The following is a 17,327-nucleotide window of genomic DNA, read 5'->3' as shown; positions in this document are numbered from 1 at the left end:
TCCCGAAAGGCAGGTGGCGCCATGCGCTTCCGCAGTGAGACGTCGTCGGACGGCGTCCGTGAACAGCTCTTCCTCCTCGACGACATCCCCGGCGTGCTGTGGTCGCCGGAGGTCGGCGTCGGCCCCCGGCCCGTGATCCTCATGGGGCACGGCGGCGGGCAGCACAAGCGGGCTCCGGGCGTCGTCGCCCGCGCCCGGCGCTTCGTGTCCGAGTGCGGCTTCGCCGTCGTGGCGGTCGACGTGCCAGGCCACGGCGACCGGCCGAAGGACGCCGAGCTCGATCGCATCGCGACCCGGAACCGGGAGAGCGTCGACGCCGGGGAGGACCTCGCACCCCTGGTCGCCGCGTTCCAGGCGCGCGTCGCGCGCCGCACCGTCCCGGAGTGGCGGGCCGTGCTCGACGCCGTGCAGCGGCTCGAGCAGGTGGGGCGGGGCCCGGTCGGCTACTGGGGCGTGTCGCTGGGTTGCGGCCTCGGCGTCCCGTTCGTCGCCGCCGAGCCGCGGGTGCGGGCGGCGGTGCTAGGGCTCGGCGGGGCGCTGGTGTCCGCGCAGGACGTCGGCCGGATCAGCGTGCCGGTCGAGTTCCTGCTGCAGTGGGACGACGAGCGGGTGCCGCGGGAGCAGGGGCTGGCTCTGTTCGACGCCCTGGGCTCGGCGGAGAAGACGCTGCACGCCAACCCCGGCGGGCACGGCGAGATGCCATCGTTCGAGATCGACTCCACCGTCCGCTTCTTCGCCCGGCATCTCGCGCCGGCCCAGGCCGAGGACTGGTAACGCCGGTCGTCCACCCGGACGGCGCGAGTCGGCCAGCGTGCTGACCGGTCAGCGACCGAACCGGGTCGCGAGACCGTCGAGCACGCAGTCCAGCCCGAACGCGAACTCGGCGTCGGGGTCGAGCTCCTCGGCCTCGTGGACGCGGCGGGCGAGCATCGGGTGCTCGCCCGCCGCGAGGACCTCGGTGAGGTAGGGGCCGACGCTGCGCTTCCACTGCTCCTCGGTCAGGCCGGTGCGCTGCTCGGCGCGGCGGCCGGCTTGCTGGGTGGCCACCGATCCCAGCACGAACGCGTGCACGGCGACGAGCGCCTGCGAGGCCAGGGTGATGTCGGGCGTGAGCGCGACGGCAGCCGCGAGCGCGGACTCGGTGCGCCGCAACGAGCTCGGGCCCAGCGAGGGCCTGCCCGTCAGCTCGCCTGCCAACCACGGGTGCCGCAGCAGGGTCGCGCGCGTGGCGTGCGCGAACGCGGCCAGGTCGGCGCGCCAGTCCTGCGTGGGTTCGGGGAGCGGGTCCTCGCCGTGCGCCGCGTCGACCATCAGGTCCACCAGCTCGTCGCGGTTGGTGATGTAGCGGTAGAGGGTGGCCGTCCCGGAACCGAGGTCGCCCGCGACCCGGCGCATCGACACGGCGGCCATGCCCTCCGCGTCGGCGACGGCCAGCGCGGCGGCCACGTACTGCTCCACCCCCGGCGCGCGTCGGCGCGGTGCGGGGCGCGGCCTGGTCCACACGGACGCGTGAACGGGGGAGGAATCAGGGTCGGTCATCGGGCGGTGCCTTTCCTCGTTGACCGGCATCGTACCTTCTGGCTACGTTGTAGCCATGACAGATACGGCGTATCCAGAAGTGCCGGTGCTCGTGGTCGGAGGGGGTAGCGTCGGGCTGCTCGCGTCGGCGCTGCTCTCGCACCACGGCGTCCTCGCGGTGCTCGCCGAACGCCGTCCCGGGCCGTCGATCCATCCGCGGGCCACCGGCATCGGGCCGCGCACCGTTGAAATCCTCCGCGAGCTGGGGCTGGACTCCGCCGTGGACGCCGTCGCGGTCGACCTCCGGGGGAACGCGGGCAAGGCGGTGGCGCGGACCGTCGCCGAGATCGGTGCGGGCGACGTCGCGACCGTGCCCATGGCGGCGCTGTCCTCCGCCGACGAGCTGGACACGACGCCGTTCCGGCTGCGCGGGGTCTGCGCGCAGGACCGCCTCGACGCCGTGGTGGCGGCCGACCTGGCGCGCCGCGGGGCCGACCTGCGCTGGTCGACCCGCGTGGTCGGCATCGCGCAGGACGCCGACGGGGTCGACGTCGAGCTGGAGGGGCCCGACGGCCGCTATTCGCTGCGCTGCGCGCGCGTGGTGGCCGCGGACGGCGCGCGCAGCGCCGTGCGGACCACGCTCGGCGTGGGCACCTCGGGGCCGGGCGACCTGGGCACGTCGAAGATCAACATCCTGTTCCGCGCCGACCTCCGCCGCTACCTGCGGGGGCTGTCCTTCGCCACCTGCACGATCACCACGCCGGAGGCGCCAGGCCTGCTGGTGACCGTGGACGGCGAGACGAACTGGGTCTTCCACGTCGACTGCGACGTCGACGGCGGCGAGCGCCCCGAGGATTTCACGCCCGAGCGCTGCGCCGCCGTCGTGCGCGCGGCGGTCGGCGACCCCGACCTCGACGTCGAGGTGCGCAGCGTGCTCCCGTGGCGGCCGCGGAGCTCCCTGGCCGACCGCTTCGCCGTCGGCCGCGTGTTCCTCGTCGGCGACGCCGCGCACACCGTGTCGCCCCTGGGCGCGTTCGGCCTCAACACCGGCGTCGCCGACGCCCACAACCTGGCGTGGAAGCTGGCCGCCGTCCACCGCGGCGAGGCGGGCGGCGGCCTGCTCGACACCTACGCGCAGGAGCGCGAGCCGGTCGCCGCGGCGACGGTCGCGCAGGCCGCGCTCCGGTACGCCGACCCCCGGCTGCACTGGGGTCGAGGGCCCGAGGTCGACGCCGCGAGGGCGGCGGCGGGGGTGTGGGCGGCGCCGGTGGTGCACCTCGGCCAGCGGTACGACTCGGCCGCCGTGGTGGACCCGCGGCCGGAGCTCCCGTCCACGGTGGACCTGGCGGCAGCGCTGGACGGGTCGCCGGGTTCGCGGGTGCCCCACGCCTGGGTCGACGGGGCCTCCACGCTCGACCTGGTCGCGTCCCGATGGACCCTGCTGGTGGGCGCCGCGGGCGACCGGTGGCTCGCTGCCGCGGCGGACGTCGGCATCCCGGCGCACCAGCTCTCCGCGCCGTGGCTGCCCGACGGCGGTGCCGCGCTCGTGCGACCGGACGCGATCGTCGCGATGCGGGTGACGACGCCGGTCCCGGACCCGGCGCGGTTCCTCGCCGACGTCCTGGACCGGGTGCTCGCCAGGGCGGTCACGGTACCGACCGCCGGGTCGTGAGGCTGAGGGCCAGCGCCAGGGCGACGAGGAGGAGCCCTGCCGCGGGGGCCTGGGCGAGCGCGGCGCCGGGCCCCCACGCGTCGGCGGCGCGGCCGGCGAGCGACGCCCCCAGGACCGACCCCGCGGCGCTGGCGGAGTTGTTACACGTGAAGGCCTGGGTGAGGAGGCCCGGGCGGACGGCCCGCTCCGTGAGGACGGCCAGCAGGACGAGCGTCGGGGGCACGGCCGCCCCCGAGGCGGCGGCCGCCAGGCCGAGCCAGGCAGCGGACGGCGCGACGGGGAGCTGCAGGGCCGCGCCGGTCAGGGCGGCCGTGGCGACGACGAGCTGGCGGTGCGCCGGCGCGTCGTGCCGGCGTAGCCCGTAGAGCCAGCCGGCCAGCAGGCCGGTGAAGCTCGACGCGGCGATGATCGGCGCCGCCGCGCCGGGCACGCCGTGGCCGACGGCGAAGGCGCTCACGGAGACGCCCATGGTGCCGAAGTAGAGCCCGATGGCCAGGTTGAGCAGCACGAGCAGGGCGACGGCCGGCTGCAGCAGGCCGCGCCCGCGCGCGGGCGGTTCGTCGTGCCGGCGCCGGGCAGGAGGGGCGGTGCGACGCTGCGCGGCGAGCGCTGCGCCGCCGCCGAGGATCAATGCCGTAGCCGTGGCGCTGGCCAACGGGGCGTGGCCGGTGGCGCCGAGCGACGCGGCCAGCACCGGGCCGACGAGGAAGGCCGTGGCGTTGGCGACGGACTCCAGCGAGAACGCGGTCGGCAGCTCGTCGGCCCGCTCGCCGCGCAGCAGGTGCGCCCAGCGCGCGGACGACAGGGCGCCGAGCTGGGGGACGACCGCGCCGGCGCACGTGGCCGCGACGATCGCGGCGACCGGGCTGGAGGAGGCGAGCACAGCGGCGACCGCCGCGCCGTGGGCAGCGAGGGCGAACGGGAGCACGCGGGTCTGGCCGAACCGGTCGACGAGCCGGGCGAGGAAGGGGCCGACCACGGCCTCGGCCACGGCGAACCCGGCGGTGGCGAGGCCGGCGGTGGCGAACGAGCCGGTGGTGTCGTGGAGCAGCCAGACCAGGCTGAGCCCGGTCGGCGATCCCGATGCGGCCGACGGTCGCGGCGAGGAAGAAGGCGGCGGCGCCGGGGGTGCGCAGCACGGAGAGGTAGCCGGAGGTGCGAGGCATGGCGGGTGTCCTCGTCGCCGCCCGGCGGGGCGGGGCCAGGTGAGCCGCCGGCGCCTGGTGCTGAAGGTGCGGCTCGGGCCCGCCGAGGGCGTCCAGAGCTGCGGGAGGAACGGGACACGCGCCCTCACCGCCGCCACGACACCGGGCGGAAGTACATCGCGGCCCGGACCAAGGCGGGCCCGGGCGACCGGCACCGACGCTAGCAGGACGACGCGCGCTGCGCGCCGACGCTGGGCGAGGCCGGTGGGGGTCAGCGGACCGCGTCCGCGCCCCCCGAGGCCACGTAGGCCGCCACGACGCTCCCCGGCTTGCGCGCGGCCTGGTCCCGCAGGCACCCTCCGACGAGCTCGCGGACGTCGAGACGCGGCCAGCGGGCCTCGTGGTCGGCCCGCAGGCCGGCGCGCCACTGGTCGGCGCCGCGCCCGCTGACGTCCGCGCCCGTCGACCGGGCCAGCAGGTGCCCCTCCGGCCGGTCGGCGGCCAGCAGCGTCGCGCGCACGGCGTGGTGGACGAGCGCCGGCGGGGAGAAGCGCTCCAGCACGTCGAGCGCCGCCCGCACGGGTGCGGTGGCGGGCAGGTCGCGGGTCATGGCTCCGGACACTAGCGCGGAGCGCGGCTACCGCCCTTCTGCCGCGGGCAGAACCCGTGCCGCGGGGTGTCGAGGTGCGCCAGGGTGGGGGCATGAAGCTGCTGGTGCTGGGTGGGTCCGTGTTCCTGTCGAGGGCGGTCGCGGCGGACGCCGCGGCGCGCGGCCACGAGGTGGTGGCCGTCAGTCGCGGGCGTTCGGGAGACGTGCCCGAGGGTGTGCGCCACGTGGTCGCCGACCGCGACGACGCGTTCCCGGCGGCGCTCGCCGCCGACGGGTTCGACGCGGTGGTGGACGTGTCGCGCACTCCGTCGCACGTGCGCAAGGCGGTGGCGGCACTGCCCGCCGCGCACTGGGTGTTCGTCTCCACGGTCAACGTGTACGCCGACGACGCGGACCCGGCCGGCCCGGGGGCGGGGCGCCTGCGCGAGCCCGAGGCGGCCGACGTGGACCCGGCCTCCGGCTCGGAGGCGTACGGGGCGATGAAGGTCGCGTGCGAGAACCTCGTGCTCGAGGGCGTCGCGAGCGCGGCGGTGGTGCGGCCCGGCCTGATCGTGGGGCCCGGCGACACGAGCGGGCGGTTCGCCTACTGGCCCGCGCGGATGCGCCGGGTGCTCGACGACGCGGCGACGGACGACAAGGCGACGGAGGTGCTCGCCCCCGGCGACCCGGCCGACCCGACACAGGTGATCGACGTGCGTGACCTCGCCGCCTGGATCGTCGACCTGGCCGAGCGCCGCACGGAGGGCGTGTTCGACGGCGTCGGCCCGGTGACGACGGTCGGGGAGCTGTTGTCCGAGGTGGCCCGCGGGTGCGGCGTCGAGCCCCGGTGGCGCTGGACGGACAGCGAGGCGCTCGACGCGGCCGACGTGCGCCCGTGGTCGGGGGAGCGGTCGCTGCCGCTGTGGCTGCCCCGCCCGGAGTACGACGGCATGCCGGCGCACGACGCCTCGCCGGCGCTCGCGGCGGGCCTCTCGCCGCGACCCGTCGCGGACACGGCGCGCGACACTCTCGCCTGGCTGGCGGCGACGCCCGACGCCGTCGTGACGGGCCTGACGGCGGCCGAGGAGGCCGAGGTGCTGCGCGTCCTCGGCGAGGAGCCCAAGATCCCGACCGCCTGAGTGGTTTTGGTCACGATCACGCACTCGCGAGTCGTCCGGGGTTACGGTCGAAGAGTCAGCGCCCCGACCCTCACCAGGGCCGCAGGGCGGTCGTTCGTCCCGTCAGGGCGTCGTCTCGCGTGATCCGCGTCCCCGCCCCTCGGGCGTGGTTGCGAAGGAGGGTCGGGCATGACGTTCGACGGCAAGGTGGCGCTCGTGACGGGCGGCGGTTCGGGCATCGGCGAGGCGATCAGCAAGGAGCTTGCGGCCCACGGCGCCAAGGTCGTGGTGACGGATATCCGGCTCGACGCCGCGCAGCGTGTGGCGGACGAGATCAAGGCGTCCGGCGGCGAGGCGGCGGCGTTCGAGCAGAACACCGCGGTCAAGGAGGACTCGGCCAAGGCCGTGGAGTTCGCGCGCCAGACGTTCGGCGGCCTGAACTACGCCGTCAACAACGCCGGGATCGGTGGCAAGCCGGCGCCCGCCGGCGAGACCGACCTGGACGACTGGGACCGCGTCATCGGCATCAACCTCAACGGTGTGCTGTACGGGATGCGCGCCCAGATCCCGGCGATGCTGGAACAGGGCGGCGGCGAGAGCGCCATCGTCAACATGGCCTCGATCCACGGCACCGTCGCGGCGATCGGCAGCGGCGCGTACACCGCGGCGAAGCACGGCGTCGTCGGCATCACCAAGAACGCCGCCGCCGAGTACGGTGCGCAGGGGTTGCGGATCAACGCCGTCGGCCCCGGCTACATCAAGACGCCGCTGGTCGAGTCCAGCCTCTCGCCCGAGGCGCGCCAGGCCCTCGAGGCCAAGCACGTGCTCGGCCGGCTCGGCACCGCGGAGGAGGTCGCGACGGTCGTGCGGTTCCTGCTGTCCGACGACGCGTCCTTCGTCACCGGCGCGTACTGGCTCGTGGACGGCGGATACACCGCCGTCTGACCCGCGCCCGCCGGATGCCGAACAGGCGGTTGACACCGGTTTCGGGCTGATATTTCGCTCGAAACGGTGTCAACCGCCTGTTCGGCGCTCCGGGGAGTCAGTCTCCGGCGGTGAGCTCGGCGGCGATCTCGTCGACGATGTCGAAGCCCTCCTGGACGCCGCCCTCCATGCCGGACTCCACGATCGCGTCCCGCACCTCCGAGCTCGGCGCCCGGGTGACGAGCGTGAGCGTGGTGCGACCGTCGCGCTCGGCGAAGGTGTACGTGTTGAGCGTGGCCGCCGACTCGCCGTCGGGCATGCCCTCGAACACCTCGGTGTGCACGAGCCGCTCCGTCGGCACCACCTCCTGGAACTCGCCGTGGAAGGCGACCTCGAAGCCCTCGTTCGCCTGCATCGCGTAGCGGTACGTGCCGCCCGGGCGCAGGTCGATCTCGACGCTGGTGACGGTGCCGTGCTGGCCAGCCCACCAGCGGGCGATGAGGTCGGCCTCGGTGAACACCCGCCACACGGCGGCCGTTGGGGCGGCGAACTCGCGCGTGATCTGGATGTCGGTGTCGTTCGGCAGCGTCAGGACCGCGCTGCCCCTCCGGGATGACGATGTCGTGCTGGTCATGGCTCTTCTCCTCGCTCGTGTCCGGTTGCTGGTCCCGCTAGGTGTTCCGTGATTCGTCCACCTCGTCGAGCAGCTCGTCGATGAGCTCGAACCGCTCCTCCCACAGCCGCTCGTACCGGCCGGCCCAGGCGTGGATCTCCTGCAGGGGCCGTGCGTCCGTGCGGTAGAGGCGCCGACGACCGTCGTCGCGCACCTCGACCAGCCCGACCTTCCGCAGCACCCTGAGGTGCTTGGAGACCAGCGGCTGGGCGATACCGAGCAGGTCGACGAGCTCGCCGACGCTGAGCTCGCGGGAGGCGAGGGCGTCGAGGATCTCGCGGCGCCGGGGCTCGGCCACCGCGTTGAACGCGTCTGTCGTCGTTGCTGCTCGTGCCACTCCCTCAACATATACCGATATGGGAATGTGTCAAGGGTTGCGTCACCCGGTGGGGTTGCAACGAGCCGCCATCGTGGCGATCAGGCCGACGTCGGGGCGCCACGGTTCGAGGTTCCAGGTGTCCTTGTCCGGCGCCCCGATCGCATGGCACTCGAGCTGGTCGCGCATCGTCGGGACGTCCGCCTCGGGCTCGGCGGACGTGATCTCGGACCATGCGAGGTCGACCCCGGCCTGGCCGGCCGTGCGCGCCCAGCCGGTCGGGGTGACGGCCAGCGAACGGCCGCCCTCGCGGTCGCCCCAGTCGGTGCCGTCCACCGCCCGCGTGCCGAGGACGGTCGTGACCGTGTCCGTCTCGTCGCTGCCGGTCTCGTCGCTGCCGGTCTCGTCGCTGTCGGCGCCGTCGCCCGCGGTCCCGGAAGCGCGCAGCTCCAGGTGCGTGTCGTCGACGGCGACGAGCCGCGCGCCGCGGGGGGCGGTGAGCCCGCCGACGGCCGTGTCGCCGTCGCGCACCGTGACGCTGCCGTCCGGGTTCGTCGCGAACGTGCCGCGCGAGGTCAGGGCGATCTCGGGCGCCTCCGCGGCTGCCGGGTCGGCTCCCGGCGCCATGCTCACCGTCACGGTGCCGGCATCGGGGGAGACCTGCACCCGGGGGTCGCCGGGCGTCGCGCCCGGCACCGTCACCCGCAGCTCGACGTCGCCCGCCGTCACGGCCGTGCTTGCCGCGTCATCGGCGGGCGGCGACGGGGTGGCGCTCGACGCGGACGTCGGCGTCGTCGGTGTCGTCGGGCCGGCGGACGGCGTGGCCGGGCCGGAGGTGGTGCACGCGGCCAGCGCTAGCAGCAGGGCAACAGCCCCGGCGGCGGCGCGCCTCGCGGAGGGGCGCGGCGACGGGCGGCGTGGGTGCACGTGCCCAGTGTCCGCCAGGTGTGTCCGCCAGGTGCGGTCGCGCCGGTGCGGGTCTGGCCGAGCTACTCCACCAGCACGACCTCGTGCGGCGAGGTGTTGAGCCGCACGGCCGCATCGGGGGAGTCGTCCAGGCCCGGCACCCCGGCCGGGAACGCGACGACGATGTCCTCGATGCGGACGCCGAAGTCCCCGGGCAGGTAGATCCCCGGCTCGACGGAGAAGCACATCCCCGCCTCGATCGGCGTCCGCTCGCCCTCCACCATGTAGGGCGGCTCGTGCGTCGTCAGCCCGATGCCGTGCCCGGTGCGGTGCACGAAGTACTCGCCGTACCCGGCGTCGTCGATGACGGCGCGGGAGGCGCGGTCCACGTCCTGGCAGGTCGCGCCCGGGCGGACGGCGTCGACGCCCGCCTGCTGGGCGGTGCGGACGACGTCGTGCACCTCCTGCTCGCGGTCGGTGGGGGGTCCCACGTGCACCGTGCGGGTGGTGTCGGAGCCGTAGCCGTCGGCGAGCCCGCCGAAGTCCATCACCACCATGTCGCCCTCGCGGATCACGCGGTCGCCGGCGTCGTGGTGCGGGTCGGCGCCGTTCTCGCCCGCGCACACGAGCGTGAAGTCGACCTGCTCGTGCCCGCGCTCGCGGAGCAGGGCGTCCAGGTCCGCGGCGACCTCGCGCTCGGCGCGGCCCGCGAACCGGCGGGTGACGATCTCGGCAAAGACGGCGTCCGCGCCGGCGCCGGCCGCCGCGAGGCGCGCCACCTCCGCGGGCGACTTCGCCGCGCGCAGCATCGGCAGCACCGTCGTGACCGCCGCGTATGACGACGCGGGCAGCGTGCGCTGCAGTCCCAGCACGTGCATCGCCCACGCGGCGTCGCTGATCGCGTACCGCCCGTCCGGGCGCAGCAGCCGGCCCGTGACGGCGTGCTCGTCCTCGCCGTCCGACCACGCGACCGCCTCGATGCCGCCCACCGCGCCGACCTCGAGGTCGTGCGCCTCCAGGCGAGGGACGACGGCCACGGCGTCGCCGTCGGCGGGAAGCACGAGCATCGTGAGCCGCTCGAGCTCGGCGGCGGGCGTGTAGCCGAGGAAGTAGCGCAGGTCCGGGCCGGGGGTGAGGAGGATCCCCGCGAGCCCGGCCTCGGCGGCCTGGGCGGCGGCGCGGCGGCGACGGTCGGCGTACACGGAGGCGTCGAAAGGCGTCATGCGCCCAGGGTGCCACCGCGGGGTCTCGCGAGCAGAGCGACCGGCGGCCTCAGACCCGCACGACGATCTTGCCGCGCACGTGCCCGCCCTCGCTGGCGCGATGCGCCTCGGCGGCGTCCGCGAGGTCGAACACCTGCGCCACCTCCACGGAGACCCTGCCGGCGTCGATCAGCGCGCCGAGCGACTCGAGGTCGGCCGCGGACGGGCGCACCCAGACGTAGTGCCCGCCGTGGTCGTCCCGGGCCGCGTCGTCGACGACGGACGTGATGGTGCCGCCGTCGGCGAGTACGGTGGCGCTGGTCGGGACGGCGTCCCCGCCCACGTAGTCCAGCGCGACGTCCACGCCGCCCGGGGCGAGCGCGCGGACGCGGTCGGCGAGGCCGTTGCCGTACGTCACCGGCTCGGCGCCCAGGCCGCGCAGGAAGTCGTGGTTGCCCTCGCTGGCCGTGCCGAGCACCCGGGCCCCCAGCGCGCGGGCGATCTGCACCGCGAACGCGCCGACCCCGCCGGCCGCGGCGTGCACCAGCACCGTCTGCCCCTCGCGGACGCCGGACCGCTGGATCGTCTGGTACGCCGTCAGGCCGGCGAGCGGCACCGCGGCCGCCTCCTCGAACGTCAGCGAGGCGGGCTTGCGTGCGAGGGTGCGCACGGGTGCCGCGACGAGCTCGGCGAAGGTGCCGCCCTGCACCACGTCTTTGCGCACGTAGCCGTAGACCTCGTCGCCCACGGCGAACTCGGTGGCGTCCAGGCCCACCCGCTCGACGACCCCCGCGACGTCCCACCCGGGCACGACGGGGAAGAAGGTGTCGAGGATCGCGTCCAGGTAGCCGTCGCGGACCTTCCAGTCCACCGGGTTGACGCTCGCTGCCCGGACGCGGACCAGCACCGAGTCCGGGGCGACCTTGGGGGTGGGCTGGTCGGTCAGCTCGAGGACGTCGGCGCTGCCGTACTGGCTGTAGGTGATGGCTCGCATGACGGACGCAACCCCGGCTGGGCCGCGGAACTTCCCGGGACCGGTCGGACGAGCACGTCTCAGGGCTCGACCCGGACCTCCTCGGGGCGCTTGTCGTCGCGCCAGCCCCGCCACACGGAGTGCCGCAGCCGCGGCGGTGACTCCGGGTCGCCGGGCTCGCCCGTCCAGTCGCCGTAGCTGACCTCGGCGACCCGCTCCGGGGCGGCCCACCGCGCGTGCACGGCCTCCGGCCGGGGCACGCCGTCCAAGGGCGGGTCCGCGACGGGCCGTAGGCGCCGGACCACCTCGCGTCGCTCCGACTCCTTGAACCCGGTGCCGACCTTGCCCACGTACTGCAGCGCGCCCTCGGCGTCCGGTACCGCCAGCAGGAGCGACCCGGCCACGCGCGCGTCCTCCTGGCCGGTGCCGGCGTGCAGCGGCCGCCAGCCCACCACGACGACCTCCTGCGTGCGGGCGTGCTTGACCTTCAGCCAGTCGCGCGACCGGCGGCCCGGCTGGTACGTGGACCCGCGCCGCTTGGCCACCACGCCCTCCAACCGCATGAGGCGGGACGTCTCGAGCGCCTCGTCGAGGTCGCCGTCCAGGGCGTCGGGCACGTGCACCGGGGGGCGTGGCGTCACGACCCGCTCGAGCGTGGCCCGACGCTCGGTGTACGGGGCCTGCTCGACGGACCGGCCGGCCACCCGCAGCGCGTCGAAGAGCACCAGGTCGACCGCCACCCGGCGGCGCGCCTTCTCGACGTCCCGCGGCTTGACGAGGTTCGCGCGCTGCTGCAGCCGGCGGAACTCCGGGCGCCCGTCGGCGTCGAGGGCGACCACCTCGCCGTCGAGCACCACGGGCAGGTCGTCGGCCTCGACCATGTCCGCCAGCGCCTGCAGCTCCGGGAACGTGGGCGTGAGGTCCTGCCCCGAGCGCGACGTGAGCCGCACCCGGCGGTCGCCGTCCCGATCCGTGCCGGCCGGGAACACCTCGACGACGGCGCGGAAGCCGTCCCACTTCAACTCGAACGCCCAGTCGTCCGGGTCCAGCCGGGCCAGCTCCGCGGGCGGCGCCGTCGTGGCGAGCATCGGGCGCGGCGCCTCGACGCTCGTACTGGGCTCGCGACGCCCGGTCCGCTCCGGCGCCTTCGTCCGCCCGCTCGGCTCGGCCCGCTTCGCAGGGGGCTCGTCGTCGCCCGGCTGGTCCTTGGTGCGGTGGATCAGCCAGGAGTTCTCGTTGCCGTCGCGGCCGCCGGTGCGGATGAGCGCGAGCCGCCGCGAGCCCCGCCGCTCGCTGTGCAGCGTGACGATCACCTCGGCGTCGCGCCACTTCTCGAGCTCGTACGTGCCCGCGTCCCAGATGGTCACCTCGCCGCCGCCGTACTCGCCGGCCGGGATGGTGCCCTCGAACGAGCCGTACTCCAGCGGGTGGTCCTCCGTCTGCACGGCGAGGTGGTTCTGCTTGGGGTCGGTGGGCTCGCCCTTCGGCAGTGCCCAGCTCACGAGCACGCCCTCGTGCTCCAGCCGGAAGTCCCAGTGCAGCCGGCGCGCGTGGTGCTCCTGGATCACGAACGTCGGCGCCTTGTCGGTTGAGCTCGTCGAAATCACAGCCTCGGTTTCGACAGGCTCAACCAGCGGGTTGGTTTCGACAGGCTCAACCAGCGGGTTGGTTTCGACAGGCTCAACCAGCGGATCGGTGTCGACAGGCTCAACCCCCGGCTCCGGGGTCTTGCCCGGGTCGCGCTTGGACCGGTACGTGCCCAGGCGGTCGGCAGGCGCGCGCTCGAACGTCGCCAGGCGCTCGGGCGTCGGCTCGAGCTGTGACAGGTGGCCGGCGACGAGCGGCTCCAGGAGGTCGCCGTCGCGCTCCAGCCGTTCGATCACCTCGGCGTAGGTCAGCTGCCGCAGGCCGGGGTCGTCGAGCTCGCCCCACGTGCGGGGCGCGGCCACCGTGGGCTCGTCGCGCCCGCGCAGCGAGTACGGCGCGATCGTCGTCTTGGCGCCGTTGTTCTGCGACCAGTCCACCAGTACCTTGCCCGCGCGCAGCGCCTTCTTCATGTCGCTGACGACGAGGTCCGGGTGCTCGGACTCGAGGTGCCGGGCGAGCTCCTTCGCGACGGCGGACACGGCGTCGGGCGTGAGCTCCGACGACTGCCCGACCGCGCTCGGCGTGAGCGCCGCGTACAGGTGGATCCCCTTGGAGCCGCTGGTCACGGGCAGGGGGTCCAGGCCCATCCCGACGAGGATCTCGCGGGCCAGCCGCGCCACCTCGGCGCACTCCGGCAGCCCCGCGCCGGGGCCGGGGTCCAGGTCGAGCACCAGCCGGTCCGGGGGGAGCGGCGTGCCCGTGCGCCCGAACTGCCACTGCGGCACGTGGATCTCCAGCGTGGCGGTCTGGCCCAGCCACGTGAGCGTGGCGAGGTCGTTGACGAGCACGTAGTCGTTGGTCGACGTGCGGTGCCGGATGGCGCGCCGGGGCACCCACGACGGCGTCGAGGCGTCCAGGTTCTTCTGGAAGAACATCTGCCCCGCGACGCCGTCGGGCCAGCGCTTGCGCGTCGCGGGCCGGTGCGCCGCGTGCCGCAGCAGCGCGGGTGCCACCTGCGCCAGGTACTGCAGCACCTCGCCCTTCGTGGTGCCCGTGGCCGGGTAGTACACCTTCTCCAGGTTGGTCAGCTGCAGGCGTCGGCCCTCGACCGTGACGGCCTGGGGCGGGCTCGACGACGTGCGTGCCATGGCCACATCGTCGCGCGAGGTCGCCCGGCGCGCGCCTCAGGCGGTGATCGCGGCCACCCGGTCGAGCCAGGAGCGGTAGTGGCTGCCGAACGGCTCGACGCCGTCACGCAGGGCGGTCGTCACGCGGCCGCCGCCTCGGCGTGCTCGATGACGTCGGCCGGGTAGCCGTAGCGCACCCGGTGGTCCGCGAACTCGTCCTCGTCGTCGACGAAGACGGACATGTCCTCCCGGATCCTGCACACGTCGAGGTCCAGGTCCACCATGGTCACCTCGTCAGGCCCGTCGCCGGGGCGCGACCAGGTCGCCGGGGTGGCGACGTCGCAGTAGGCGTCCAGGTGCGCCGGCGCCGCCTGGAACTCGGCGGTCCACCACGCGTCGCGGGGGACGAGCATGACCCGCGCCTCCTCGGCCGTGAAGACGCCGCGTCTGTCGCCCCTGTCGTAGGCCGTCCCGACCCGGGCGCCGAGCCAGACCCCGAACTCGTCCTCGCCGAGCCGCGTCATGGAGTAGTGCCAGTGCAGGCTGCCGTCGAACTTGCGCACCACGACCCGGACCTCGTCGTCAGTCATCGCCGGAGGCTATCGATGTCGCCTGCGATGACGGTCGGACGGCGCACCGCCGGGGGTGACAGAGTGTCCCGCGTGACGGCCGCCTACCTCTCCTCCCTGTTCTCGCTGGACGGCCGCGTCGCCGTCGTCACCGGCGGCAGCTCCGGCATCGGCCGCGCCATCGCCGGGGCGCTCGCCCGCGCCGGCGCACGCGTCGTCGTCCTGGCGCGGGGCGAGGCCGCGCTCGCGGACACCGTGGACGAGCTCGCGGCCGAGGGCTGTCGCGCCGCCTGGGTGAGCGGCGACCTCGCCACGCGCGACGGGGTGCGCGCCGCCGCCGCCGAGGCGGCCGCCGTCTTCGGCGAGCCGGACGTGGTGGTCAGCTCCGCGGGCATCAACCTGCGCCCGCCGATGGCCGAGATCGACGACGCCACCTGGGACGCGACGATGGCGGTGAACCTCGAGGCGCCGTTCCTGCTGGGGCAGCGGTTCGGCCCCGGCATGGCGGAGCGCGGCTTCGGCCGCTTGATCCAGGTGTCCTCACAGCAGGCGCACCGGGCGTTCGTGCAGTCCGGTGCGTACGGGGTCTCGAAGGGCGGGCTGGAGTCGCTCGCGCGCTCGCAGGCGGAGGCGTGGTCGTCCCACGGGGTCACGGCGAACACGCTGGTGCCGGGCTTCGTGCTGACGCCGCTCAACGCGCGCCTGCAGTCCGACCCGGCGCGGGTCGAGGCGCTCGCGGCCCGCACGATGGTGGGGCGCAACGGAGTGCCCGGCGACTTCGCCGGGGCCGCCGTCTTCCTCGCGAGCGACGCGTCCGCCTACGTGACCGGCCAGGCCCTGCACGTCGACGGCGGATTCTCCGTGCACTGACCCCCTGGGGGTATGGTGCTCGCCATGACCGACACCACCCCGACCGACCTCAATCGCCCCGCGACCCTCACCATGTACGGCGCCACCTGGTGCGGAGACTGCCGCCGCGCGAAGCGTGTGCTGGACACCCGCGGCGTGGAGTACGTGAACGTGGACCTCGTGGCCGACCCGACGCGGGCCGACGACGCCGAGGCGATCAGCGGCCGCAAGAGCATCCCGGTGGTGGTCTTCCCCGACGGCGAGTTCTTCGTCGAGCCCACGGACGCGGAGCTCACCGCCAAGCTGGACGCCGTCGGCCTCTGAGCCGTTCCTGGTGATCGTCACTTCCGGCGGATCGTCACTCCCAGCGGAACCACACCGCCGCGGCGCCCCCGGCCACGACGATGCTCGCGACGAGGCCCACGAGTGCCGACCCGGGCACGGCAGCGCCGGCCCACGCCGCGCTGAGGCCGTCCACGGCGGCCCCGAAGGGTAGCCAGCCGCCCAGCGTCGCGAGCGCGTCGGGCAGATTCTGCCGCGGCCCGAACATCCCGCCGAGCGCGGCGAGGCCGAAGAACGCGCCGAGGCCGAGCGCGACGGCGGAGCCGGGCGTGGGGGCCACCGCGGCGACCAGCATCCCGACGGCGTACATCGCCGCAACGGCCAGTGCCAGCATGCCGACGGCCGTCCAGGGCGCCGCCGGCACGGACGCGCCGAGCCAGACGAGCGCGACGCTGAGCGCCAGGGCGATCCCGAGCACGATCTGCGCCACGCCGACGAGCGCCTGCGCGCCGAGCATCAGCGCGGGGGAGGCCGGCGTGACGCCGAGGCGACGCAGGATGCCCGAGCGCCGGTAGTACGCGAGGAAGCTCGGCATGTTGATGACGCCGACGGTCGCCACGACCATCGTCAGGGTCAGCGGGATCACGTAGACGTCGAGGACGGTGCGCCCGCCCGTGCCGGGGATCACCTGGTCGACGTCGAGGGCGAGGCCGTTCATCACGAGGATGAGCAGCGGCATCCCGAGCGGGATGACCAGACCGGCGGTGTCGCGCGCGACCATCTTCGCCTCGGCGACGGTGAGGGCCAGCCACGCGCCGGGCCCCGGACGGGGCGGCCGGGCCGTGGCCCCGTGCTGCCCCTCGTGCGTGGTGCCGTCGTGGTCGTGCTGGGTGGTGACGTGGGTGGTCATGCCGCCTCCAGGGGGCTTCCGGTGAGGGCGAGGAACGCGTCGTCGAGCGTGGGGCGGCGCAGGTACGTCTCGGTGGCGAGGACCCCGGCGTTCGCCAGCGCGGAACCCACCGCGTGCAGCAGGTCGCCGTCCGGCGTGCCGGCACCGGTCACGGTGAGCCGGGGGCCGGCGGCGTCGACGTGCTCCACCCCGGGCAGCCGTGACAGGAGGACGGCCGCCGTCGGGTCGTCGGTGCGCAGGGTGACCCGCGGGCGCAGCCCGGCCCGGTCGATCAGCTCGGCGGCGGTGCCGCGTGCCACGACCCGGCCGGCGTCGAGGATCGTCACGTGGTCGCACAGCCGCTCCACCTCCTCCATGAGGTGGCTGACCAGCAGCACGGTGACGCCGTCCGCACGCAGGTCCTCGACGAGTGCCCACATGCGGCGCCGGGCCTCCGGGTCCAGGCCGGTGGTCAGCTCGTCGAGGATGACGGCGCGCGGCGCGCCCACGAGGGCGATCGCGATCGACACCCGCTGCTGCTGCCCGCCCGACAGCTTCTCGAAGCGCGTGTCGCGGGAGTCGCCGAGCCCGACGCGCTCGATGAGGAGGTCGGGGTCGACGCCCCGCCGGTAGAACGACCGGTACAGGTGCACGAGCTCGCGCACGGTGAGCGCCCCGTGCATGTCCGCGCCCTGCAGCTGGACGCCGAGGACGGCGCGCACCCGCCGCCGGTCGGCGCGCGGGTCGAGCCCGAGCACGCGGACCTCGCCGCGGTCGGGGGTGCGTGCCCCCGCGAGGAGCTCCATGGCGGTGGACTTGCCGGCGCCGTTGCGGCCGAGCACGCCGGCCACCTCGCCCGGGGCCACGGACAGGCTCACGTCATCGAGGGCGACCACCGGGGGGTGGCCGCGGCGCCGGGTGCGGTACGTCTTGCGCAGGTGCTGCGCCACGAGTGCGGTCATGGCGGCGACGCTACGGACGGGGCGGG

18 protein-coding genes are annotated in these 17,327 nt (G+C 75.0%); 6 read left to right on the top strand and 12 right to left on the bottom strand.

Going from position 1 to position 17,327, the window contains the following annotated elements; genetic code table 11:
• The first annotated feature begins 21 nt into the window (after positions 1–21).
• On the top strand, positions 22–774 hold the full coding sequence (locus AC1C2W_RS12840) for a dienelactone hydrolase family protein (protein ID WP_495413279.1): 753 nt from the start codon (positions 22–24) through the stop codon (positions 772–774).
• 48 nt (positions 775–822) lie between these two features.
• Here AC1C2W_RS12840 and AC1C2W_RS12835 read toward each other — a convergent pair whose 3' ends face one another.
• On the bottom strand, positions 823–1,539 hold the full coding sequence (locus tag AC1C2W_RS12835) for a TetR/AcrR family transcriptional regulator C-terminal domain-containing protein (protein WP_495413278.1): 717 nt from the start codon (positions 1,537–1,539) through the stop codon (positions 823–825).
• A gap of 55 nt (positions 1,540–1,594) precedes the next feature.
• Between AC1C2W_RS12835 and AC1C2W_RS12830 the strand changes: the two genes are divergently transcribed.
• Complete coding sequence (locus AC1C2W_RS12830) at positions 1,595–3,190, top strand: FAD-dependent monooxygenase (RefSeq protein ID WP_495413277.1); 1,596 nt, start codon at positions 1,595–1,597, stop codon at positions 3,188–3,190.
• On the opposite strand, the gene AC1C2W_RS12825 is transcribed toward AC1C2W_RS12830, so the two are convergent.
• Both AC1C2W_RS12825 and AC1C2W_RS12820 read right to left on the bottom strand, forming a co-directional pair.
• The gene (locus AC1C2W_RS12825; RefSeq protein ID WP_495413276.1) at positions 3,165–4,484 is read right to left on the bottom strand and encodes an MFS transporter; all 1,320 of its coding nucleotides are present in this window, start codon (positions 4,482–4,484) and stop codon (positions 3,165–3,167) included. The two genes, AC1C2W_RS12830 and AC1C2W_RS12825, sit on opposite strands and share 26 nt — an antisense overlap.
• A gap of 122 nt (positions 4,485–4,606) precedes the next feature.
• The gene (locus AC1C2W_RS12820) at positions 4,607–4,945 is read right to left on the bottom strand and encodes a hypothetical protein (RefSeq protein ID WP_495389612.1); all 339 of its coding nucleotides are present in this window, start codon (positions 4,943–4,945) and stop codon (positions 4,607–4,609) included.
• 92 nt (positions 4,946–5,037) lie between these two features.
• Here AC1C2W_RS12820 and AC1C2W_RS12815 point away from each other — a divergent pair, with 92 nt between their 5' ends.
• Together AC1C2W_RS12815 and AC1C2W_RS12810 are read left to right on the top strand one after the other, a co-directional pair.
• Positions 5,038–6,063, top strand: a complete 1,026-nt coding sequence (locus tag AC1C2W_RS12815) for an NAD-dependent epimerase/dehydratase family protein (RefSeq protein ID WP_495413275.1) — start codon at positions 5,038–5,040, stop codon at positions 6,061–6,063.
• 168 nt (positions 6,064–6,231) lie between these two features.
• The gene (locus tag AC1C2W_RS12810; protein WP_495413274.1) at positions 6,232–6,987 is read left to right on the top strand and encodes an SDR family NAD(P)-dependent oxidoreductase; all 756 of its coding nucleotides are present in this window, start codon (positions 6,232–6,234) and stop codon (positions 6,985–6,987) included.
• A gap of 97 nt (positions 6,988–7,084) precedes the next feature.
• Here the strand turns inward: AC1C2W_RS12810 and AC1C2W_RS12805 are convergent, their stop codons facing one another.
• The 7 genes from AC1C2W_RS12805 to AC1C2W_RS12775 all read right to left on the bottom strand — a co-directional run bounded on the left by AC1C2W_RS12805 (position 7,085) and on the right by AC1C2W_RS12775 (position 14,340).
• Positions 7,085–7,600, bottom strand: a complete 516-nt coding sequence (locus AC1C2W_RS12805; protein WP_495389609.1) for an SRPBCC family protein — start codon at positions 7,598–7,600, stop codon at positions 7,085–7,087.
• Positions 7,601–7,637: 37 nt separating this feature from the next.
• The gene (locus tag AC1C2W_RS12800; protein ID WP_495389608.1) at positions 7,638–7,976 is read right to left on the bottom strand and encodes an ArsR/SmtB family transcription factor; all 339 of its coding nucleotides are present in this window, start codon (positions 7,974–7,976) and stop codon (positions 7,638–7,640) included.
• Between the two features lie 42 nt (positions 7,977–8,018).
• Entirely contained in the window at positions 8,019–8,882 is an 864-nt protein-coding gene (locus AC1C2W_RS12795) for a DUF2599 domain-containing protein (protein ID WP_495413273.1), read from the bottom strand.
• Between the two features lie 62 nt (positions 8,883–8,944).
• Positions 8,945–10,084, bottom strand: a complete 1,140-nt coding sequence (locus tag AC1C2W_RS12790; protein WP_495389606.1) for a M24 family metallopeptidase — start codon at positions 10,082–10,084, stop codon at positions 8,945–8,947.
• A gap of 49 nt (positions 10,085–10,133) precedes the next feature.
• Positions 10,134–11,057: an NADP-dependent oxidoreductase gene (locus AC1C2W_RS12785; RefSeq protein ID WP_495389605.1), complete on the bottom strand. Its 924-nt coding sequence runs from the start codon at positions 11,055–11,057 to the stop codon at positions 10,134–10,136.
• Positions 11,058–11,116: 59 nt separating this feature from the next.
• Complete coding sequence (locus AC1C2W_RS12780; protein WP_495413272.1) at positions 11,117–13,771, bottom strand: ATP-dependent DNA ligase; 2,655 nt, start codon at positions 13,769–13,771, stop codon at positions 11,117–11,119.
• A 119-nt stretch (positions 13,772–13,890) separates the two neighbouring features.
• Positions 13,891–14,340, bottom strand: a complete 450-nt coding sequence (locus tag AC1C2W_RS12775) for a DUF402 domain-containing protein (protein WP_495413271.1) — start codon at positions 14,338–14,340, stop codon at positions 13,891–13,893.
• 72 nt (positions 14,341–14,412) lie between these two features.
• Between AC1C2W_RS12775 and AC1C2W_RS12770 the strand changes: the two genes are divergently transcribed.
• Entirely contained in the window at positions 14,413–15,189 is a 777-nt protein-coding gene (locus tag AC1C2W_RS12770; protein WP_495389602.1) for an SDR family NAD(P)-dependent oxidoreductase, read from the top strand.
• A gap of 24 nt (positions 15,190–15,213) precedes the next feature.
• Entirely contained in the window at positions 15,214–15,492 is a 279-nt protein-coding gene (locus tag AC1C2W_RS12765; protein ID WP_495413270.1) for a glutaredoxin family protein, read from the top strand.
• 34 nt (positions 15,493–15,526) lie between these two features.
• Here AC1C2W_RS12765 and AC1C2W_RS12760 read toward each other — a convergent pair whose 3' ends face one another.
• A complete protein-coding gene (locus AC1C2W_RS12760; protein ID WP_495389600.1) occupies positions 15,527–16,360 on the bottom strand; it encodes an ABC transporter permease in 834 nt (277 codons plus the stop codon).
• On the bottom strand, positions 16,357–17,301 hold the full coding sequence (locus tag AC1C2W_RS12755; RefSeq protein ID WP_495389599.1) for an ABC transporter ATP-binding protein: 945 nt from the start codon (positions 17,299–17,301) through the stop codon (positions 16,357–16,359). The genes AC1C2W_RS12760 and AC1C2W_RS12755 overlap by 4 nt, the downstream gene beginning before the upstream one ends.
• Between the last annotated feature and the right edge of the window lie 26 nt (positions 17,302–17,327).

The organism is Isoptericola sp. Y581 (assembly GCF_059445475.1).
This window is presented reverse-complemented; position numbering and strand designations above follow the sequence as displayed.